Consider the following 20,816-nt stretch of genomic DNA (forward strand, 5'->3'; position numbering starts at 1 on the left):
CCAGCCCGTTTGGTTCATGCCCATAGATCGCTCACAGAGCATGCATTTTATTGTTTTATTCCACGCTTTTCAACGATTCCGCCATATTGATCCGTTCCAGCTTCAGATACATCACAACATCTACAATGACCATAAATACAAAGGTCAGCAGGATACTCTTTACAAAGCTAAAGGGAAGCACCCGCGGCTGAAATGTAACCATATCGACATCAATATTTGCAATAACAAACCGGTGCAGGCAAATTCCGGCTCCCAGCCCGACAATTGTTCCGAGCGCTGTCAGCACGACATTTTCCCGGAACACATAGGATGCTGTCTCCTTTGGTCGGAAACCAAGTACCTTGATCGTTGCAATCTCCCGGATTCGCTCGGTGATGTTGATGTTCGTCAGGTTATAAATTACGATAAATGCCAACGCACCGGCGCAGAGGATGACCAAAAGCACCACTGCATCCAGACTGCCCATCATTTTGTTGATCTGGCTGAGCATATCCGCATTGACCGCAACCGCAGAAACGACGTCGCATGTCAGCAGCTTTTCCGACAGTTCCCGGTTCTCCTGTGCACCCTCCGATGCATGGATATAAATGCTCTTGTAAACCGGATCACTTCCGTTATCGAGTTTCCATGTTTCCGGTGAAATATAAACGTAATTATAAATATAGTTTCGAGATAGAGCAGCCACCTTCACTTTTAGCTTTTCGCCATCCTCTGTCCGCAGTGTAACGGTATCCCCAACGCGGATCCCGCATTTTCGCGCAAGCTTTGCACTGATAACAGCCTCTTCCTCACCAGGCCATGGAATATCCTCACCCTCTTCTGTCCGCAGCCGGATATACTCCTGCGCTGCCCCGGTATCCTGCGGAATGACGACATTGGCGGTCTTGACACCACTGCGCCCTGTCAGATCCATTGCAATCTCACAGAAGGGCATCCAATCCTCAGAGGATTCGGAAAGCACCTCGGTAAGTTCAGAAAAGTCTGCCGCATCCGCGGCCGGATACCCCTCTTTCAGTGTCGCGCTCATATCATACAGCTGCACTTCCTCATACTGCATATCCGCAATGTCCGCAATCGTATCCTTTATACCATAGCCGGTTACAAGAAGGGCTGTACAGCCGCCGATACCGATTACCATCATAAAAAATCTCTGCTTATACCGGAAAACATTCCGCACGGAAACCTTTGCCAGAAAGCTCATATGGTTCCAGACAAACGGGATGTGCTCCAGCCATACCCTTCTGCCGCTCTTTGGCGACTTGGGACGGATCAGATTTGCAGCCGTGCTCATCAGCTCGTACCGACAGGTCAGCCACGTTACGCCAACCGAGCATAAAAGTGCCACTGCAAGCGAGGCAGCCGCCAGCCCCGGATCAAACATCAGCTCATAATCCCCCATATGGTACATGATCTTATATGCATTCCAGATGACGGTCGGGAAAATCGTCGAACCGATCAGGAAACCGATAACTGAACCGATCCATGCCGCACTTCCCGCATAAAACAGATATTTCCCCATAATCCGGGCTTCCGAATAACCGAGTGCCTTGAGTACACCGATCTGTGTCCGCTGCTCCTCTACCATCCGGTTCATTGTCGTCATACACACCAGCGCCGCTACCAGGAAAAAGAAAAACGGCAATACCTTCGCAATTCCGGCGACGATCGTAGAATCATTTTCATAACTGGCATAACCGATATTGGTATCCCTGCCCAGCACATAGACATCCGGCTCCTGGATCTCGTCGATCTGCTTCTGCGCATTTACAATCTCTTCCTTTGCATCTGCGGTCTTTTCATCCAGTGTCTGTAAGCCGTCTTCATATTCTTTCTGACCGTCGGCAAGCTCCTTCTCTGCATCCGCCAGCTTCTGTTCCTGCTCGTTTAGCTGTTTTTCCTGCGAGGAAAGCTCCTGCTTTGCAGCCGCAAGCTGCTTTTCTCCAGCTGTAAGCTCTGCCTCGCTGCTTTCCAGCTGATTGCGCTGCGCATCCAGAGCTGCCTGCTGCGCATCGAGCTGGGCCAGCTGCTGCCAAAGCTGCGCAGGGCTGACGGCGGCACTGCCGGACATGCCGGATTCTGCGCCCGCCTGGCTTCCCGCACTCTGCGCAGCCGCAATCGCTGCATTCAACTGTGCCCGCGCGCTGTCAAGCTGCACCTGCCCGGCTTCCAGCTGGCTGCGTCCATCCACAAGCTGCGCGCGTCCGTTGTTAAGTTCCGTCTGCTTCTGCGCAAGCGTCTGTTTTGCCTGCTGCAGCTGCTTTCTTGCGTCCGCGATCTGCTCTTTGCCGTCTGCAAGCTCTTTTTGCCCGTCTGTCAGCTTCTGCTTCGCCTCTTCCAGATCGGTACGCGCATCCGCCGTCTGATCCCGCAGCTCCTTCTGCGCATCGTCCACCTTCTGCTGCGCATCTGCTTTCAGGCTGTCGTAGCGGTTCTGCGCCTCCTGCTCTGCAATCGGCTCTGCCCAGGTCTTGAGTTCTTCGATTTTTTTCTTGTAAACGTCACTGTAAATCCGGTCATTCTGATCGAGCCGGACAAAAATTTCCGTATAATAATTCGTATCAAATCCATCCGGAAGCATGTATACAAAGCCGGAAACCCGCCCCGTTCCAAGTGTGGTCGAGCCACGCTGATAGTTAATATAATAGGAAGCATCTGCTATGCCGACGATTGTATACACGTCATATGCGAACAAATCTGCCGTCTCTTCGGGATTTTCATCCGAAACCTGAATCGTTTTTCCGATATCGTCTTTCGAAAACAGACTGGAATCCATGACGATTTCATCCGCCGCCTCCGGCAGCCGTCCCGCTTTTAATTCGACCTGATTCTGTACTTCCAAAAGTGTCTGCGCCACAAGCACCCGGCTTTTGCCGCTCTCATCCACCGCCAGGAAATCCGAAGAAACCGCGCCCTCCACTGCTTTGACATCCTCTCGGCCTGTAAAAGCGTCCACCGAATCCTTTTCAAAGCCGAGCGTCGATAACAGCCGCAGATCATACAGGTCATGGTTGTTCAAATACCGCCCGCCGTTTCGCACCATTGCAGGTGTCACCACCATCAGCCCGACGAAAAATCCCACACCCAGCGCTACAATCGCCAAAATTGCAGCATATCTGCCGAAGCTCTGCCGGATTTCCCGATATGTTGTTTTCCACATCGCCGATTTTCTTCTTTTCACGTCTCCTCACCTTCTGCCGCGCCGCGGCACAAGCCTATATTTCCAACAAACAAAATGCTTGCCGAGCATCCCATTCTATCCTTTACCACTCGATCTGCTCTACCGGAACAATATGTTCGTTTTTACGCATATCTGTGACTGTTCCATTCTTCACGGTGATAATCCGATCCGCCATCGCCGTAATCGCCTGGTTGTGTGTGATGACAACGACGGTAACGCCCTTTTTGCGGCAGGTATCCTGCAGCAGCTTCAGCACTGCCTTACCTGTATTGTAATCCAGCGCGCCGGTTGGTTCATCGCACAGCAAAAGCTTTGGATTTTTGGCAAGGGCACGGGCGATCGCCACACGCTGCTGTTCCCCGCCGGAAAGCTGCGCAGGGAAGTTCGATGCTCGGTCTGCAAGCCCCACGTCTGCAAGCACCTGCCCTGCATCCAGCGGATCGCTGCAGATCTGGGATGCCAGCTCCACATTTTCCAGCGCTGTCAGGTTTCCGACCAGATTATAAAACTGGAACACAAAGCCAATATCATATCTGCGGTAGTCTGTCAGCTGCTTCTTTCCGTAAGAGGAAATTTCTTTTCCATCCAGCAGGACCTTTCCCTCCGTCAGCGTATCCATTCCGCCAAGGATATTCAGGATCGTTGTCTTGCCAGCGCCGCTGGCTCCGACGATCACGCAGAATTCGCCTTTTTCGATTTCGAAATTGACGCCCTGCAGTGCCGGGATCTCCACCTCGCCCATGTGATAAATTTTTTTCACGTCATGAAATTCCACAAAACTCATACTTTCCACTCATTTCTGCGCACGCTTTTTGCGCATGCCGAGTTTGTGTCAAGTGCGCGCAGACACAAATCCCGCGATTGAAAAATTTTATTTTTCGTAACTGTTCAGTACCTCCACAGTTACCATTTTTCAATCTTATTCCTCTTCTTCCATCATGCTTTCCAGATATCCCCTGTCCCACAGGAGAATCTTCAGCTTCTTTGCCGCCTTGACCGCAGGCTCCGTAAAATACTGGTTCGTCATCACAGCGCCCACCATCCGGTCGTAATAATCCCGCCCCGCATAGGCTTCCTGAACTGCCTTGACACCAACAGGCCCATCGTAGCGCTTACACTGTACCGCATAGGTCACGCCCTCCTTTTCCGCCAGGACATCAACACCGTAATCACCGCTCCCGCGGGTCACTTCTACACTTTTAAAACCATGGTCTTCCAGAAGGTCCGCACAAAAATATTCGAAATCGTGTCCCTCCATTGCATCCAGCTCACGTCCCTTTAAATGCTCCCGTATCCGGCGTGCGCAGAAAAAAATCAGCCATATGACAAAAACAACCGCCGCCACAATGCCTGCTGCACCGGCAAGCAGCTTCCAATCCAACATGCTCTTTCATTTCCTCCGGTTTCTGACTGCAGCCCTCCTGCTAAAACGAACTACAGTTCTTCTCTTTAAGGGTACAATATTCTCCACTTCTTTACAATCCTGCCGCCGAAAATTTCATTTAGTTTTTATAATTTCTCGCTCCGTTCGTTGCGTAAAATACCGTTTTATGCTATGCTTTTCTACAGATTGTCCGATACCGTTCAATCGTATTTTTTAAGATTCCAGGAGAGCTACAAATGAACAATAGAGAACGTTTTTCCTCCAGGCTTGGATTTATCCTGATTTCTGCCGGCTGTGCGGTAGGATTGGGTAATGTCTGGCGTTTTCCTTATATTACGGGACAATACGGCGGCGCCGCGTTTGTCCTTGTTTACCTTATTTTCCTTGTCCTGCTCGGTCTTCCGATCATGGTCATGGAATTTGCGGTGGGCCGCGCCAGCCAGAAATCCGCGGCGCGCTCTTTCCATGTGCTTGAGCCTGCCGGTACAAAATGGCATCTGCAGGGCTATGCCTGTATGGCAGGCAACTATCTTCTGATGATGTTTTACACCACGGTCGGCGGCTGGATGGCAGCCTATATCTTCAAGACGCTGACCGGCGAATTCAAAGGTCTGGATTCTGACGGCGTTGCAGCAGTTTTTAATGACATGCTCGCCCGCCCCGGTTACATGACATTCTGGATGGTTCTTGTGGTTCTGCTGAGCTTTTTTATCTGCAGTCTCGGTCTGCAAAAAGGTGTGGAGCGTATTACCAAGGCAATGATGAGCTGTCTTTTCCTCATCCTGCTCATTCTGTGTATCCGCAGTGTGACACTGCCCGGCGCTTCCGAGGGACTGCGCTTTTATCTGATTCCCGATTTTACCAGATTTACAGAAAACGGCGTCGGCAACACGATTTTCGCCGCAATGGGACAGGCGTTCTTTACCCTGAGCCTCGGCATCGGTGCGATGGCGATTTTCGGCAGCTACATCGGTAAAGACCACACCCTGACAGGGGAAACAATCAATATCTGCCTTCTGGACACACTGGTTGCTTTTCTCGCAGGACTGATTATTTTCCCGTCCTGCTTTGCATTCGGCGTCGATCCCGGACAGGGACCCGGTCTGGTGTTCATCACTCTGCCCAACATCTTCAACCAGATGGTCGGCGGACGGATTTTCGGTGTTTTGTTCTTCGTCTTCATGACGTTTGCCGCCCAGTCCACGATTATTGCCGTATTTGAAAATATCATCAGCTTTTCCATGGATCTGTTCGGCACATCCCGTAAAAAAACCGTCCTGATCAATGGAATTGCGATTATCCTCCTGTCCCTGCCCTGCGTATTCGGCTTCAACATCTGGTCCGGTTTCCAGCCGATGGGCGCTGGCTCCACGATTCAGGATCTCGAGGACTTCATTGTTTCCAACAACCTCCTGCCCCTGGGCAGCATGGTCTATCTGCTGTTCTGTACCAGCAGATACGGCTGGGGCTGGAAAAACTTCCTGGCAGAAGCCGACACCGGCAAGGGCGTAAAATTCCCCGCCTGGGCGCGCGTTTACGTTTCCTATATTCTGCCGCTGATCGTCCTGTTCATTTTTATTATGGGCTATTATCAGAAATTTAAATAAGGAGTAAAAAACTATGCAGCTTTTGGAAGAAAGAATTCGCAAAGACGGAATCATTAAAGAAGGAAATGTCCTCAAAGTAGACCGCTTCCTGAATCATCAGATGGATATCCACCTGTTTGAAGAAATCGGCAAAGAGTTTTACCGCCGTTTCTCGGATGCCGGCGTCAACAAGATCCTGACCATCGAAGCCTCCGGTATCGGCATCGCCTGCATCACGGCGCAGTATTTTGATGTTCCTGTCGTTTTTGCGAAGAAAAATCAGACCAAAAATATTGCCGGAGACGTTTTCACCACACAGGTGGAATCCTACACCCACGGCAGAATCTATGACATCATCGTATCAAAAGAATTCCTTTCTCCCAACGACAGAGTCCTGCTGATCGATGATTTCTTAGCAAACGGAAGAGCTCTCGAGGGTCTTGCTGCCCTGGTAGAATCCTCCGGTGCAACCCTGGTCGGTGCGGGCATCGTAATTGAAAAAGGATTCCAGCCCGGCGGCGATGAGCTGCGCAAAAAAGGCATCCATCTGGAATCTCTCGCTATCGTTGAAAGCATGGACGAAAAGACTGGCACAATCACGTTCCGCGAGCAGTAATGCGGTACTTTTTTCCCAAAGTCCCATATCATAAATAGTAAAAAGGACTCTGAGGAAATTTTATGACAAAGGAATCTTTAAACAGCAGCCGGACGCCGTCTGACGGACATCTGGCTGACACCAATCCAAACTCAGCACAGACTCTCGCTGCTTCCTGCAGCCAGCCTGTGCTGACTCTTTCTCAAGGCGCTCCCGTTTCGGACACCGCCAGCTCCCAGACCCTCGGGCAAAACGGTCCCGTCCTCTTACAGGACGTGGATTTTATTGAAAAACTTGCACATTTCGACCGGGAACGCATCCCGGAGCGCGTTGTGCACGCCAAAGGAAGCGGCGCATTCGGCACATTCCGCCCTTACCGTTCCATGCGGGATTATACGAGCGCTGCGTTTTTACAGGATCCGTCCGTATCCACCCGTTTTCTGATCCGTTTCTCCACCGTCATCGGCTCCAAGGGCTCTCCTGACACTGACCGCGACCCGCGCGGCTTTGCTGTTAAATTTTACACCTCTCAGGGTAATTATGACGTCGTCGGCTTAAGCCTTCCAGTCTTTTTTATCCGCGATGCCATGCAGTTTCCCGATTTCATCCATTCCCAGAAGCCTGATCCCTGCACAAATATCAAAAACTACGCGCATGTCTGGGACTTTTTCTCCCTCACACCGGAAAGCCTTCATCAACTGATGTGGCTCTACAGTGACCGCGGCATCGTTAAGGATTTTGCCAAAATGGACGGTTTTGGTGTCAATACCTTTGTCTGGGTCAATGGAAAAGGGGAACGTTTTTACGTCAAATATCGTTTTACCGCGCAGGAACCCTTCGACATCATCGACCGAAAAGAAGGAAAACGCCTTGCCGGTCAGGATCCGGACATCGCTGTGCGCACGCTGCACAGGCGGCTCGCTTTGGGCAACCCGATCCGATATGAATTTCAGGTACAGATCATGAAGCCCGAAATGGCTGACCAACTGTCCTTCGATCCACTCGACGATACCAAAATCTGGCCGGAGGATCAGTTCCCGTTCCAGAAGGTCGGCATGATGGTTTTAAACGAAAATCCCAAAAACTTCTTTACCGACATCGAGCAGGCAGCGTTCTGTCCCGCAAACATCGTTCCCGGCATCGAATTTTCCGCCGATAAAATGCTACAGGGACGCACATTTTCCTACACCGACACACAGCGTTACCGCATCGGCGCAAACTTCGCCCAGCTTCCGGTCAACCGCCCGGTTTCTCCTGTCGCCAACGACCAGCAGGACGGCTATATGGCATACAAAAATCCGCCCGGATGCGTCAACTACAAGCCAAACTCCTTAGACCGCAACAATCCGCAGGAAGCCCCCATGCCCTGCTATCCGGGCATGCGCTATCCCGGTGGGACTGTGCAGCGCTCCGTCCTTGAGAAAACCGACGACTATTCCCAGGCGCGCACCCGTTACCGCTCTTTGCCGGATGCGGAAAAAGCCCGCCTCGCGGACGCCATCGGCTGGGAGCTCGCCCAGGCGCCGATGGAAATTCGCAAACGACAGCTCGATCTGTTCGCCAAAGTAAGCGCCGACCTCGCCAACCGCGTCAGCCGTGAAATCTATCTGTTCGAGACGGGAAGGAAAGGATAAAATGTAAAAAAGAATGTGCCTTGGCACATTCTCGCGCCGAGACGCGGTTGCTTCGGCAACCATCTAACCCTGCGCCGAGTGCGCATCCCCGTAGCGCGTTTTTATTTCATAGGACGCATTTTCCTATGAAACAATAGAATGCACGCTCTGCGAGCATTCTATTGTCATGAATAAAAAAACAGCCACAGGCGCTTCTGAATTTGCGGCGCGCCTGCGGTTGTTCTTATTTTCTTTGAGATAGAACAGCATACGCACTCTTCTAAATATTGGAAGCCTGTTTATTGCTGACTTCCTGTCGTTTTCCCCAGGATTTCTTCTACTTCTTCCTCACTCATCAAGAGATCCTTGGCGATCTTTTCGGGACTGTCTCCAAGCTGATATTTTCTGGTTACCAATTGCACAATACTTTCCTTTTGTCCTTCTTCTCTTCCAAATGCGCAACCTTCCAGATAAATCTCCTTCGACCGATAATTCAGCACTTTTCCGCCCATAACTTCTGTGACCTCCTTTTCTACATTGCTATACTTCGACACCAGTTTTTCCACCACATTATTGGACAATTCACACAGTGCGCCAAAGGTGAACGGCTTCATATGACCGCTTTGGCACTCCTGATCCAGCATTTCCGCAATTTTTTCGTATTCCAGTCTCAGTCCGCTTAACTGTTTCTGATTTCCATCAATTTTTCGAAATTCTTTTTCATATCGAAAAATATAAAATGGGATCAACATCCACAGTTGTTTTTCAAAAAGTTCTTCCAGTGTATAGTCCTTTACCTTCAAAATCGGAATCCCGTACTGCAATTGCTTCTGCCGTACATGGATACAGATTTTCAGTTCGTCCGACGTTGTCTTGCCGCTTCTTAAATAGATGACTGCAGAATCCGGGAATTTTACATGCAGTACTCCATTCCGATATTCTTTCTCCATCAAAGCAATCTGCGCATCATATTCCCACATCCGAATTTCCATCGTCCCATCCGCTGTGCTCTGACATTCCAGATGATATCGTTTGGAAATTCCCTTTAAAGAAATCAATGTCAGGTTGGAATCCGTAACCCGCTTCTCCTTTTTCCCCTCCGGGTTCCTAAAAAAAATCTCGTTCTCATTCGATACCACTACTTCCCGCCCGGTATAATTCGTGCCGAACAGCTCGTTAATCAGCGGAACCACCAGCTCTGGGCAGTCCTGCAGCAGCGTGCGGAAAGTGTCATCATAAGGTGTATTGATTGTCTCCATCTTTTGCCTTTCTGATACATTCATCTTATACCAGGAAGGCTCCTTCCTGCAAGGTCTTCCTGGTATCTACATCTGTTCCTTATTCAGTTTTTGTCTGATAGAAATCTCTGGTCGATCCGACCTTGAAAAAGTAGAAAAGATTTCAGATTCTACGGCATAGGCGACTTTCCCTCTGCAAAAGCCGCCTGCCATAATAGAAATAGAATGTATTTAATATAAACAATATATCAGGAAAAATCAACAGCAACCGCTAGACAATACACGGTGAACCGCCGATTTATAGAGATACCAGCTATACCCTGTAAAATATAACGTCTTTTTCCTGTTTTCAAAAACAGGCGATAGCGAGTTTTTAAACCAATTTCTTGCTTCTACCTCACTTACTTCCCCGTTTTCTATCTTTGTATTTACATTCGACTGAATCATCATAAAATCAATAAACTGCTCCATAGAAAAATCATAGAATAATTCATATGTGATCTGATTTTTAATGTGAAAATAATCCGGCAGTTCACTTTGTTTCCACGTGTTTTCGTTTCTGGGCGGTTTGGGAAAGCGCTTTAAATATTCTTCATGATACCAGTTTGTATAAGCATCATTTTCCTGCATTTTATCTATAATCCAGAAATCATAAATCAGCAAAATACCCTGATCCTGCAGAGCATGTCCCATATTCTCTAAAAACAAATCTCTGTCAACCCAATTTACCATTCCAGCTGCAGTTACGATATCATATTTTTCTGCTGGTTCTTTTGTTTCCTCCGCTTTTGCCCTGTAAAATGTATATGCTTTATTATCCTTATATTCCTCTTTACACACTTGAATCATTTGTTCTGATATATCAGTTCCTGTAACCCTGTCGCAAATCAAGTGGAGTGCTTTTGTCGATAATCCAGCCCCACATCCTACATCCAATCCATTCCGAAAATTGGAAGTAACTTCACAATCGCTTACAAATCGTTCTATTACTTTTTTATGAAGCCATGGACGGTTCACATATCCTTCTGCGATTCTCTTTTCATCAAATGTAATTTTATCCATTTCCCCTCCAAATTAAATAATTGCCTGTAAAAGATGAATTCCCCTGCTGAGCAAACTATATTGATAATCTTTGTCATATGTTTTTTTTAGGATTATTTGCGGCATCGCTTCTTGAGGTACATATCTTAAACAATAATTCTGCAATTCCTCTATATTTATATCTGTCAGGGGATATAAATATAGCTTATACGGATTTATTACTGTAATAATTTGAAGTAACAATCTCCCTGTATATTCTATCATATCAATATTTTGATATCCTTCTAAAGCAATCTCTCTAAACGTCCTATGTTCATCATAAAAATTAAATCCAACTTCTCCCTGAAATCCAAATGCACCGCTTACTGGCTTTCCATTAACAATATAACTGCTTCCAGGTCCATTTTTACCAATATGAATACATGAAATATCTCCCAATTCCTTCTGAAAACCGGAAACAAGAATATTCATATTATTTGCTACTTCTGTTTCTATATTAAATTTTTGAAAAATTTCAGTTTTTAAATTACATCCGTTTAGCGCTTCTATTCCATCCGCCATACCTATTATTCCGTCATGTATAAACCCGGGTATTCCAACTACAATAGATTTAATTTTATTGTTCAATATCTTTGTTTCGATAACTTTAAGTATTTTTTCAACAGATATTGATTTTTCTTCAATTTTGTCATAACTGATATTCTGTTTATATAGATCAACTATAAAAACTTCTATATATTCTCTTTCTACCTTTAAGCAAAGACTATACGCATATTCCTGATTCAGAATATATTCATTCGCTTTTCTCCCCCCAGTTTCACCGCGTTTGTCTGATAACATATGTATAATATCCTGCTCATTCAATTCATCTACCAGCTTACTTACTGTTGGAAAACTCAGTTCTGTTTTTTTTGTAATATCTTGTTTCGTATTTCTACTAAAATCCCAAAAAGATTCAAGAATGATTTTTCTGTTGATATCTTTTACCATGCTCGAAAACGCCATATCCATCTCCTTTTTCAATCTATTATTAAAACTATTTTAATAATAGATTGAAAACTTTCTTATGTCAAGAATTAAAAAGAACGTCTTCCAGCTACAAAAAAGCGCCCCGGAGATTTCTCTCCGAAGACGCTTTTCTCTCGCACCGACGTTTTTGCGCCGGTAATATCTTTTCCTGGAAGAAACGCGACTTGCGTTTTCTCCTTATGCCAGAGATCCCATCGGGTCCCAGGGCTTTAATACGATCGGCTCCTGCTCGTAAGCTTCCAGAACCTCTTTCGGCAGGTACTTACGGTTTACAACGATCTGATAGGTATACTCGTCAAACCATCTGTCTGTCATAGTGTAGTAGCCATCTCTTCCGGCATCAGGTCCCCAGCTGTTCTCCACTCTCCAGCGATTAGGCTGTCCGTTTTCGTCAATGTTCACGCCCTGGAATACCATTGCGTGGGTCATCAGGCTCTGTCCGTAATCCAGACGCTGTGCCTTGGTCATAGGGAAGTCGGTCTGGAACAGATCTTCCAGTGCAAAGATCTTGGTATCCATAACGCCGCTCTCTCTGGTGGAGCGCTTGCCGACGTCACAGCCGAACCATACCGGCTCGCCATCCTTCATCTGTGCAATTGCAGCCTTTTTCAGCTCTTCGATCGGCAGATTGACATATCTTACCTGACGGCCTTCTGCAACGTTGCCCAGGTACTGTACAGTGTAGCTTCTGTAGTACGGCTTGTCCGCAGTCGGCGCATTGATCAGGCTGATGTAATCATTTAAGTTCAGACCGATATATTTTGCATAGAATTCCTTCGGGGTCAGGCCACATTCCCGATGGAACTGCTTGTCTTTGTCACGGTATTCGAAATCAAAGGTCTTGGGCGGATTGCCAAGGCAGATGCAAAGCATGTTGTAAACAATCTGCATCATTTCTTCCTTCTTTGCAAGCAGCTCTTCTTTGGTGCTGCCGGCACGGTATGCTTCCCGCAGAGTGCATGCGAACTCCCGCAGCTTTTCTGTCATGTAAGATACCATTTCGTTTGTGTTGGAGGAAATTTCGCTTTCCGGCATCGCTTCCTTCGGAACCAGTCCGTATTTGTCTACGATTGCACAGAGCATATCCCACTGTCCGCCGTCATTTAACGGTGCGGAAAGCAAATGTGCGATCAACCGGCTGTCTGTATCCTCTTCCAGAGTATCCAGAATTGTATTCAGGAAATAGTTGGATTTCTCCAGCTTGTCATAAAACAGGGTATAGTTCTGGGACAACTCAAAAGTTTCCAGATTGCAGTGCTTCATTACCTGAAAACGCATGCAGTTTAAGGCTGCGAACATCCAGCAGCGGCCGCTCTTTTTCTGGTTGGTAATCTTGCCCTGCTCCAGGCTGATAGAAAATGTATTCGCAATCTCTCTTTCTACGCTGCTGTCTGTTGCAGCTGCATTTACGCCCTTGCCCACAACTGCGTTCTGAGCAACGCGGTTTGCACGATCCTGTACAAATTCCTTTCCGTACTTTTCCAGAAGTTCCATTGTCACTTCTCTGTTCATCTTACGGTTCTCCTTTCGTTATGCCTTACTTTGTTCCTTTATGCTTCTGCCCTAAAAACATATTTATCCAAACGATGAAAGGCCTCCTGCACTCTCGAAAATGGCAGCGCCAGATTCATCCGGATGCTGTCCGGGTAGAAAAATGCTCTGCCGTCCTGCCAGATAACACCGACTTTAACACCTGCCTGCAGTAGCTCATCCATTGTCTTATGATGTGCTTCACACCATTTATGACAATCCAGATACAGCATATAAGTGCCCTCCGGCTTTGCAAGCTCTACACCATCCCAGTTTTTCGTGATAAAATCATATGCCCATTCCATATTTTCTGTCAGTACAGCTTTCAGCTCATCCGCCCATTCCTGACCATCCTTACTGTAGGCACCGATCAGTCCGTGCATGGAAAAAATGTTCATATTGTTATAATGAGACAGTGAGGTCTGCTTGTTCATCCGATCTCGAAGATACGGGTTGTATACAATATGATAGGAACCGATCAGTCCGGCAAGATTAAAGGTTTTCGTCGGCGCATACATTGCAATCGTTCTGTTTTTTGCATCCTCGGAAACCGTCTGTGTCGGAATATGCTGACGATTGCCCAGTGTCAGGTCTGACCAGATCTCATCCGAAATAACGATACAGTCGTTTTTACGATAAACCTCCATCGCAGCTTCAATTTCTTCCCGTTCCCAGACACGTCCGCTCGGATTGTGGGGAGAACAGAAAATTGCCAGATGAATATGGTTTTCTTTGATCTTTTTATCCATATCCTCATAATCCATCCGCCAGATACCCTCTGCATCCCGTTTCAGCTCGGTATGTACTGCCCGGCGTCCATTATTGTTCAGGACGCTGGTAAATCCGGTATACGTCGGAGAATGAACCAGGATTGCCTCGCCCGGTGCAGAAAATGCCTGCAGCGCGGCGACAACACCGCCCAGCACGCCATTTTCATAACCGATCGCTTCTTTTGTCAGCCCTTCAACGCCGTTGCGGACCTTCTGCCAATTGATGATGCTGTTGTAATATTCCTCGGACGGATTGAAATATCCGAACACCTGATGCTCCAGACGCTTCGTAATCGCTTCGCAGACAGACGGCGCTGTCTGGAAATTCATGTCCGCCACCCACATCGGAATCCGGTCAAAACCCTCTGCAATCTCTGCATTCGGCACCGGAATGTTTTCCCATGCGCTGGAATCCTTTCCCGTTCTGTCGATCACTGATGTAAAATCGTACTTCATGTTTCTTCTTCTCTCCTGAATGAATTGTAAAATTCTGTCCGGCCTCTGCCTGTCTCAGGCTGCGTCGACTTTTTGCATCCCTTGAATTCCATAATCGGCTCCTCCTTTTTATCTGCAAAAAATCGCACTTCCCCTGTTTGCCTTTCCCAGTGGTTTAAGCATATTCCTTTTGCAGTGCCATGTCAAGCGAGCGCAAAACGTACGCAAAAGCTCTACTGTAGTCCACGCCTGCGCTGACATTTTCCATGCCACGTATTTTTCTGCCATGCTAAAACGGGCTGCCTGTCTTTCGACAAAACAGCCCGTTTTCCCTGTTCATAATCTCTATCGTAAATTAAGCGTCGATTTCTTTATCTCTGATATAATCCATAACATCGCCGACGGTTTCCAGCTTCTCAAGGTCTTCGGAAGGGATCTCAACATTGTAAGCTTCTTCAAATGCCATAACCAGTTCAAACAGATCCAGGGAATCTGCATCCAGATCATCTTTAAAAGAGGTTTCCTCTGTAATTTCAACATTGTCCAGATTCAGCTGCTCGCGAATAATGCCTGCGATTCTCTCTAACATAATACTATCTCCTTTAATTCCAAATCATATTTCAGTGAATTGACATTCAAAGTATATTATCCATCCTATCAGTTGTCAACTGTTTTCCGGTATTTTTTAAAGCAGGCTCTGATAGATGTCGCGCTTGCTCACGCCCCTGTCTTTTGCCGCTTTTTTCATGGCTTCCTTCCGGTCAAAGCCCTGGCTTTCATACAGTGCAACATGTTCCTCCACCGGCATTTCCAGCCAGTTTTTCTGTGCCTCCTGCTTCTTTTCCTCGTAGCTTTTTCCCTCGATCACAAGGACATATTCTCCCCGCGGATCGTTCGTTTCGAAATAGTCCGTCGCGGCAAAAATCGTCGTCGGCATCACCGTTTCAAACCGCTTTGTCAGTTCACGGCATAACGTAATTTTCCGGTCGCCCAGCACCGCCGCAAGCTCCTGCAGCGTTTTTTTCAGATGATGGGGCGCTTCATAAAAAATCATCGTCCGGCTCTCCTCCCGGCAATCCTCCAGGATTTCGGTGCGCTCTTTTTTATCCGGCGGCAAAAAACCTTCAAAGCAAAACCGTCTGGTCGAAAGCCCCGACATCGTGAGCGCCGTGATGCATGCAGCCGCACCCGGCAGGCTCGTCACCCGGATTCCTGCTTCCAGACACATCCGCACGAGCACCTCGCCCGGATCGGAGATCGCTGGCGTCCCCGCATCCGTAATCAGCGCAATATTTTGTCCCTCCTGTAGCTTTGCAATCAGCGTATATGCTTTTTCCACTTTATTATATTCGTGATAACTTGTCATAGGAGTATGAATTTCAAAATGCGTCATCAGCTTCAGGCTGTTTCGCGTATCTTCCGCCGCAATCAGATCCACGCTGCGCAGCGTTTCCACCACGCGGGGTGTCATATCGCCCAGATTGCCGATCGGTGTCGCACACAAATATAAAATTCCCGTCATTGTTCCTCTTCCTCCTGTGTCAGCAGTCCGCCCTCCGTGTAGCGGTTGGCTGCATTCCAGAGAATCCACTCCTCATATCCGGCATCGTAGACCGCCTGAATCTGCGCGCGGATTTCCTCCGGGCCATAGGAAATATGCCCCTTTACCCATGTCGCGGTAAAATCCTGCAGCCATGGACGAACCGTCGCCTGCACGCCGGTCGTAGGGTCCAGCTGGGCGATCTCTTCTTTGCTGAGAGCAAAGGTTTTCGCAGCCGCGTCCTCTGCGGCTTGCGCACCATCTGCAGCTTGCGCGTTCTCTGCATTCTGCACAGCGTCGTTACCGCTAACTGCGGTTGTGCCGGACGTGCTCTGGCTGTCTGCTGCCGCGTCCGCCGCATTGTTGCCGCTGACCGCTTCCCCGCCTACAATCGCTGCGTCCACCGCATCATTCCCACTCACATCCGCCGAAACCGGCTTCTTCCCGGTCTTCGGATCAAGCCCGGCCAGCACCATTTTGGATGCCTGCATCGCTGCGAGCACCGTGTCGTATGGCTGTGCATCCGGAACCGGAATCTGATAATTATACGGTCCATAATGCGACGGATAAATCATCGGGCTGATCGCATCCAGTGACCTGGACATTTCCACATAGTTCTGTCCTACGATCTGCTGATCCTCTTCACTGTCGATCACAACACCATAAACATCTGCAGAAATCCGTCCGCCTGCCGCGTGGATTCTCTCCGAGGCATACAGCGTAAATCCGCTGATCGCCTCGGTTTTCGTTCTTCCCTTCGTACTGTCGCCAAAATCTACCTGCTTCATCCGGCTGTCTGTCGAAAAACGCACATAATCATACTGTACTTCATCAAATCCGGCTTTTATCGCCGCTTCCCCGACAGATGCCAGATATTCCCAGACTTCTTTGCGGTAAGGATTGACCCATGCCAGCCCGCTTTTATCCCGGAAAATGCTTCCGTCGCTGTTATGTAAGCTCCACTCCGGCATTTTTTCCGCCAGAATCGGATCTTTAAACGCAACCACGCGCGCAATCAAATAAATGTTCTTTTCTTTGCAGGTCTGCACGAGCGCCGGAAGGTCTTTGATATAGTGCTTCTCAGAGCCGATCTGCTCTGCCAGCGGCACATCCAGCTCACAGGTCAGATACCCGTCGTCATTTTTGACGTCGATGACGAGCGCGTTTAACTCTGTACGATCGACCAGCGCAATCAGATTGTCCATTCCCGCCGTGCCCGCCATCGGGCCACTGACATAAATGCCCTTTACCTTGACGCGATTCAGCTCTTTAACGGTGGCTGCATCCTCTACACTGTCTGTACTCGCGCCGGGATTTGCAGCTGTGTCGCCGTCCACAGTGGTTTCAGCCCCAGACTCGTTCGACATCCCGAACTCGCCGTCTACGCTGTCTGCGGCTCCAGTGCCGTCCTCTGCTCCTTCCTTTTTCGCAAACGCTGCCATCGTTTCCACATTTTTTCCCTGGCATCCGCTCAGGCAAAGCCCTGCCGCAAGCACTGCTGCCAGAACACCGCAGCGCAATCGACGGCACTTGCGCCTGGTACAAAACTGTCCGTCCGCTGCACCCTCCGGGCGGTCTCCCTTAATACCCATAAATTCCATAGATCTCCTCTGTATACACACCTGGCTCTTTATAGATCACCAGCGGCTTTTCCACCGTCATCCGCGGTTTCCCGCCGCGCACCGCCTGCAGCAGCACCATGTTCGGCTCGCGGTCGGCATACGGATACACCAGCTGCATCCTTTTAGGCTCGAGCTTATATTTCGACAGGGTGACGATCAGCTCTGCCAGCCGAAACGGGCGATGCACCAGATAAAAGCTTCCTCCCGGTGCAAGCAGCCGCGCCGTCTGCGCTGCGATATCCTCAAAGGTACATAAAACCTCATGTCTCGCAATCGCCTTCGGCGCTTCGGGATTGGTCAGACCATGCTGCCCGATCATATATGGCGGATTGGACGTTACAACGTCAAAAGAAGCAGCCGCAAAAAGCTTATCTGCTTCTTTGATATCTCCCTGTATGACAGAAATCCGATCCTCCAGATGGTTCATGGCAATGCTGCGCCTCGCCATATCCGCACTGTCTGCCTGAATCTCCAGACCGCACAGGGACTCCGCCTGCGTCTTTGCGGACAGCAGCAGCGGAATAATCCCCGTCCCGGTTCCCAGATCCAGTACACGCATACCCTGCCGGATGCCTGCAGAAGCGAAACCCGAAAGGAGCACCGCGTCCATTCCGAAGCAAAATCTCCCCGGGTCCTGAATGATTTTCAGCCCGTTTCTCTGCAGATCGTCAATCCGTTCGCCTGATTTTAACAAATTTGTCCGGTCAGTCATCCAGCTTTGATTTTCCTTCCTTCTTCTCCTGGCGTTCGAGCTTTTCGAGTTCTTTCATCTCTTTCTCGTCGCCCTCACCGTTTTTGCGTCCGCGTCCATGCTGTCTGCGGCGGAATTTCAGCTGCTCTACCTTATATTCGCGCAGTTCCTTTTCGTCGTTGACCTCAACCAGCACCTTGACCAGCTGGCGCAGGACGTTGACAGAGGAAACCTCGCCCTTTAAGCCGTCGTCCGTTGTCACATAATCGCCGGTATTGGGCAGACGGCGGTTCAATTCCTCATAGGTTTCCTCCTCATGCTTCAGACAGCACATCAGTCTTCCGCACACGCCGGAAATTTTGCCCGGATTCAGGGAAAGGTTCTGCTCCTTCGCCATCTTGATGGAAACCGGAATAAACTCGGACAGATGGCTGTGACAGCAAAGCACTCTGCCGCAGATGCCGATTCCGCCCAAAATCTTCGTCTCGTCGCGCACGCCGATCTGGCGCAGCTCGATTCTCGTTTTAAAAACGCCTGCAAGGTCTTTTACCAGCTCGCGGAAATCCACACGTCCGTCCGCCGTAAAATAGAACAGAACCTTATTGTTGTCAAAGGTATATTCCGCATCGATCAGCTTCATTTCCAGACCGTGCTTGCGGATTTTTTCCTGACAGATCTTAAACGCTTCTTTTTCTTTTGCCTTATTTCCGGCTTCCTGCTCGTCGTCGCGCTCTGTCGCCACGCGCAGCACTGGCTTTAAGGGCTGTACAACCTTGTCGTCCTCAACTTCCCTGGGGGAACCGACTACCGTACCGTACTCTACCCCTCTGGCAGTCTCTACAATGACATGGTCGCCTCTTTTTACCTGAAAGTTCAGCGGATCAAAATAATAGATCTTGCCCGCTGTCCGAAATCTTACGCCAATTACCTTTACCATCTAATCTATCTACCTCCATGTTCAGGTATTCTCCTGAATCGTCAAAAACAAAAGCTCCATCGTCAGTTCGAAGCTGACATTTGCACGCAGTCTCGCCTTTGCCTTTTCAAGGGCGTCCAGAATTTTTTCCAATCCTTCATAGGAGCTTCTGTCAGCCACCCTTTTAATATACTGTATTTCTTCCCGGAAAATCAAGTGATTTGCGTCATTCATCGCCTTGAACATCAGTACATCGCGGTACCAGACGGAAATGATATCCAGATAATCCGTCATGTCGAGCTGATACTCCGTAATCTTGCGGACTGCTGCTGCCAGCTCCGTGATTTCCATCTCGTTAATATATTTGAGCAGCGTCACCGCCTCTTCCCGCACCCGGTCAAAGTCCTCGCTCGATGCAAGCAGCTTTGCCTGTCCGATATTCCCGCGCGCAAACGCCGTACACAGCTTCGCCCGGTAATCCGGCACCTGCAGCTGCTCCATCAGGTATTTCTGCACCAGCTCATCACGTACCGGACGCATATTCAATAGCACGCACCGGCTCTGGATCGTTGGAAGCAGTGCTTCGAGACTCGACGTCATCAGAATAATCACGCCGTATTCCGGCGGCTCCTCCAGCGTCTTTAACAGCGCGTTCTGCGCCTGAACCGTCATTTTTTCCGCCTCTTCAATCAAATAAACCTTATAAGGTCCCTGATAGGGCTTGATTCCCATATCGTTATTGACCTGCGTGCGGATATCCTCTACACCGATGCTGTTCGGTTTTTCATGCGTAATCCGGATAATATCCGGATGGTTTTCCGAAAGTGCCTGTCTGCACGAACGGCAAACCTGACAGGGCTTTTCCCCCTCTCCGGTACATTGCAGCGCCATGGCGAAAATCCGCGCGATAAATTTTTTACCGGAATTGCGTTCTCCGTTGATAATATAGGCATGCGATACTTTCTGAAGTTTCAGCGCAGTTTGCAGATGCTCGCAGATCTGTTCCTGCCCGATAATATCCTGAAATCCCGCCATGTCACTCATCTCCTTCCAATTTCGTAATTTCCCTGAAAATCTCCTGCAGGCAACGTTCCAGATCGTCGTTTTGGAATCTTTTCACAATTCCCGCTTCGGAAAGCTTTTCTTCGGAAAAATCCGCTTCATCCGCCAGGAACCGTCGGCACAGCTCTGCATACTTCGGCTCCCTCTGCGCCCGTTCCCGTTCAACGGCACGGGACAGTCTCAGTCCGTCCTCGACCTCCACATAAATCGGAATTACCTGTTCCAAACCGTAGTAAGCCTGGACTTTCCGGTAGGATTCCAGCGTTCCCACCAACAGATAGCTATCGTTTGCCAGATCCACCTGCCCGTCGTCTACCGTAAAATAATTCCAGATTCCATGCACTGTCTGATACGAACGCAGCTCGATTACCCTGCCCGCTTCCTGCAGCCGGGACAGTCCTGCTTCGTCTGTAAAAAAATAATCTCTGCCGTTTACTTCCGTACTCCGCATCGGTCTTGTCGTATACGGCACCAGCGTGTGAAACGCAAACGTTTTATCTTCCATCAATCTCCGGTAAATCGTATCTTTTCCGGAGGCGCTTTTTCCCATAATATAATAGATTTTTCCCATAACAGCTTACTTCTT

General features: G+C 48.8%; 18 protein-coding genes. 3 read left to right on the forward strand and 15 right to left on the reverse strand.

All coding sequences use genetic code 11. The annotated features are described in order from the left end of the window. Positions 1–55: 55 nt before the first annotated feature. From OCV62_RS09085 to OCV62_RS09095, 3 genes are all read right to left on the reverse strand, one after another. Positions 56–3,157 (reverse strand): FtsX-like permease family protein, encoded by a 3,102-nt coding sequence (locus OCV62_RS09085; RefSeq protein WP_262586185.1) that lies wholly within the window; start codon positions 3,155–3,157, stop codon positions 56–58. A 103-nt stretch (positions 3,158–3,260) separates the two neighbouring features. After that, positions 3,261–3,962: an ABC transporter ATP-binding protein gene (locus tag OCV62_RS09090; RefSeq protein ID WP_021916146.1), complete on the reverse strand. Its 702-nt coding sequence runs from the start codon at positions 3,960–3,962 to the stop codon at positions 3,261–3,263. Positions 3,963–4,097: 135 nt separating this feature from the next. Continuing rightward, on the reverse strand, positions 4,098–4,562 hold the full coding sequence (locus OCV62_RS09095) for a restriction endonuclease (protein WP_021916145.1): 465 nt from the start codon (positions 4,560–4,562) through the stop codon (positions 4,098–4,100). A 236-nt stretch (positions 4,563–4,798) separates the two neighbouring features. Here OCV62_RS09095 and OCV62_RS09100 point away from each other — a divergent pair, with 236 nt between their 5' ends. The 3 genes from OCV62_RS09100 (at position 4,799) to OCV62_RS09110 (ending at position 8,377) form a co-directional block, all read left to right on the forward strand. Continuing rightward, on the forward strand, positions 4,799–6,169 hold the full coding sequence (locus OCV62_RS09100; protein ID WP_262586188.1) for a sodium-dependent transporter: 1,371 nt from the start codon (positions 4,799–4,801) through the stop codon (positions 6,167–6,169). Positions 6,170–6,182: 13 nt separating this feature from the next. Next, the gene (locus tag OCV62_RS09105; protein WP_021916143.1) at positions 6,183–6,764 is read left to right on the forward strand and encodes a xanthine phosphoribosyltransferase; all 582 of its coding nucleotides are present in this window, start codon (positions 6,183–6,185) and stop codon (positions 6,762–6,764) included. Positions 6,765–6,826: 62 nt separating this feature from the next. Then, the gene (locus OCV62_RS09110; protein ID WP_262586190.1) at positions 6,827–8,377 is read left to right on the forward strand and encodes a catalase; all 1,551 of its coding nucleotides are present in this window, start codon (positions 6,827–6,829) and stop codon (positions 8,375–8,377) included. 278 nt (positions 8,378–8,655) lie between these two features. On the opposite strand, the gene OCV62_RS09115 is transcribed toward OCV62_RS09110, so the two are convergent. From OCV62_RS09115 to OCV62_RS09170, 12 genes are all read right to left on the reverse strand, one after another. Further along, positions 8,656–9,615, reverse strand: coding sequence for an RpnC/YadD family protein (locus OCV62_RS09115; RefSeq protein WP_262586192.1), 960 nt, complete (start codon positions 9,613–9,615; stop codon positions 8,656–8,658). A gap of 237 nt (positions 9,616–9,852) precedes the next feature. Next, positions 9,853–10,656: a class I SAM-dependent methyltransferase gene (locus tag OCV62_RS09120; RefSeq protein WP_262586193.1), complete on the reverse strand. Its 804-nt coding sequence runs from the start codon at positions 10,654–10,656 to the stop codon at positions 9,853–9,855. A 12-nt stretch (positions 10,657–10,668) separates the two neighbouring features. After that, positions 10,669–11,625 (reverse strand): ROK family protein, encoded by a 957-nt coding sequence (locus OCV62_RS09125; RefSeq protein ID WP_262586195.1) that lies wholly within the window; start codon positions 11,623–11,625, stop codon positions 10,669–10,671. Positions 11,626–11,841: 216 nt separating this feature from the next. After that, on the reverse strand, positions 11,842–13,176 hold the full coding sequence (locus OCV62_RS09130; protein ID WP_262586197.1) for a C1 family peptidase: 1,335 nt from the start codon (positions 13,174–13,176) through the stop codon (positions 11,842–11,844). A gap of 38 nt (positions 13,177–13,214) precedes the next feature. Beyond that, entirely contained in the window at positions 13,215–14,420 is a 1,206-nt protein-coding gene (locus tag OCV62_RS09135) for a MalY/PatB family protein (RefSeq protein ID WP_262586199.1), read from the reverse strand. A 334-nt stretch (positions 14,421–14,754) separates the two neighbouring features. Then, a complete protein-coding gene (gene acpP, locus OCV62_RS09140) occupies positions 14,755–14,988 on the reverse strand; it encodes an acyl carrier protein (RefSeq protein ID WP_021915198.1) in 234 nt (77 codons plus the stop codon). 96 nt (positions 14,989–15,084) lie between these two features. Beyond that, entirely contained in the window at positions 15,085–15,921 is an 837-nt protein-coding gene (gene rsmI, locus OCV62_RS09145; protein WP_021915199.1) for a 16S rRNA (cytidine(1402)-2'-O)-methyltransferase, read from the reverse strand. Then, positions 15,918–17,540 (reverse strand): putative glycoside hydrolase, encoded by a 1,623-nt coding sequence (locus tag OCV62_RS09150; protein WP_262586203.1) that lies wholly within the window; start codon positions 17,538–17,540, stop codon positions 15,918–15,920. Before OCV62_RS09150 ends, rsmI begins: the two co-directional genes overlap by 4 nt. Then, positions 17,521–18,273, reverse strand: a complete 753-nt coding sequence (locus tag OCV62_RS09155; RefSeq protein ID WP_262586205.1) for a tRNA1(Val) (adenine(37)-N6)-methyltransferase — start codon at positions 18,271–18,273, stop codon at positions 17,521–17,523. The genes OCV62_RS09150 and OCV62_RS09155 overlap by 20 nt, the downstream gene beginning before the upstream one ends. Beyond that, on the reverse strand, positions 18,266–19,189 hold the full coding sequence (locus OCV62_RS09160) for a PSP1 domain-containing protein (protein ID WP_118497427.1): 924 nt from the start codon (positions 19,187–19,189) through the stop codon (positions 18,266–18,268). The genes OCV62_RS09155 and OCV62_RS09160 overlap by 8 nt, the downstream gene beginning before the upstream one ends. Positions 19,190–19,210: 21 nt before the next feature. After that, positions 19,211–20,203, reverse strand: a complete 993-nt coding sequence (holB, locus tag OCV62_RS09165; protein ID WP_021915203.1) for a DNA polymerase III subunit delta' — start codon at positions 20,201–20,203, stop codon at positions 19,211–19,213. Between the two features lies 1 nt (position 20,204). Continuing rightward, the gene (locus tag OCV62_RS09170) at positions 20,205–20,801 is read right to left on the reverse strand and encodes a nucleoside/nucleotide kinase family protein (protein WP_021915204.1); all 597 of its coding nucleotides are present in this window, start codon (positions 20,799–20,801) and stop codon (positions 20,205–20,207) included. Positions 20,802–20,816: the final 15 nt, after the last annotated feature.

Source organism: Gallintestinimicrobium propionicum, from assembly GCF_025567525.1.
GTDB lineage: Bacteria > Bacillota > Clostridia > Lachnospirales > Lachnospiraceae > Gallintestinimicrobium > Gallintestinimicrobium propionicum.

What these genes read in the sequence shown, in the direction of transcription:
- OCV62_RS09110 (WP_262586190.1), top strand. Translation starts at nt 6,827, where the DNA reads ATGACAAAGGAATCTTTAAACAGCAGCCGGACGCCGTCTGACGGACAT.
- OCV62_RS09085 (WP_262586185.1), bottom strand. Translation starts at nt 3,157, where the DNA reads ATGTGGAAAACAACATATCGGGAAATCCGGCAGAGCTTCGGCAGATAT.
- holB (WP_021915203.1), bottom strand. Translation starts at nt 20,203, where the DNA reads ATGGCGGGATTTCAGGATATTATCGGGCAGGAACAGATCTGCGAGCAT.
- OCV62_RS09150 (WP_262586203.1), bottom strand. Translation starts at nt 17,540, where the DNA reads ATGGAATTTATGGGTATTAAGGGAGACCGCCCGGAGGGTGCAGCGGAC.
- OCV62_RS09105 (WP_021916143.1), top strand. Translation starts at nt 6,183, where the DNA reads ATGCAGCTTTTGGAAGAAAGAATTCGCAAAGACGGAATCATTAAAGAA.
- OCV62_RS09120 (WP_262586193.1), bottom strand. Translation starts at nt 10,656, where the DNA reads ATGGATAAAATTACATTTGATGAAAAGAGAATCGCAGAAGGATATGTG.
- acpP (WP_021915198.1), bottom strand. Translation starts at nt 14,988, where the DNA reads ATGTTAGAGAGAATCGCAGGCATTATTCGCGAGCAGCTGAATCTGGAC.
- OCV62_RS09160 (WP_118497427.1), bottom strand. Translation starts at nt 19,189, where the DNA reads ATGGTAAAGGTAATTGGCGTAAGATTTCGGACAGCGGGCAAGATCTAT.
- OCV62_RS09115 (WP_262586192.1), bottom strand. Translation starts at nt 9,615, where the DNA reads ATGGAGACAATCAATACACCTTATGATGACACTTTCCGCACGCTGCTG.
- rsmI (WP_021915199.1), bottom strand. Translation starts at nt 15,921, where the DNA reads ATGACGGGAATTTTATATTTGTGTGCGACACCGATCGGCAATCTGGGC.
- OCV62_RS09170 (WP_021915204.1), bottom strand. Translation starts at nt 20,801, where the DNA reads ATGGGAAAAATCTATTATATTATGGGAAAAAGCGCCTCCGGAAAAGAT.
- OCV62_RS09090 (WP_021916146.1), bottom strand. Translation starts at nt 3,962, where the DNA reads ATGAGTTTTGTGGAATTTCATGACGTGAAAAAAATTTATCACATGGGC.
- OCV62_RS09155 (WP_262586205.1), bottom strand. Translation starts at nt 18,273, where the DNA reads ATGACTGACCGGACAAATTTGTTAAAATCAGGCGAACGGATTGACGAT.
- OCV62_RS09125 (WP_262586195.1), bottom strand. Translation starts at nt 11,625, where the DNA reads ATGGTAAAAGATATCAACAGAAAAATCATTCTTGAATCTTTTTGGGAT.
- OCV62_RS09135 (WP_262586199.1), bottom strand. Translation starts at nt 14,420, where the DNA reads ATGAAGTACGATTTTACATCAGTGATCGACAGAACGGGAAAGGATTCC.
- OCV62_RS09095 (WP_021916145.1), bottom strand. Translation starts at nt 4,562, where the DNA reads ATGTTGGATTGGAAGCTGCTTGCCGGTGCAGCAGGCATTGTGGCGGCG.
- OCV62_RS09130 (WP_262586197.1), bottom strand. Translation starts at nt 13,176, where the DNA reads ATGAACAGAGAAGTGACAATGGAACTTCTGGAAAAGTACGGAAAGGAA.
- OCV62_RS09100 (WP_262586188.1), top strand. Translation starts at nt 4,799, where the DNA reads ATGAACAATAGAGAACGTTTTTCCTCCAGGCTTGGATTTATCCTGATT.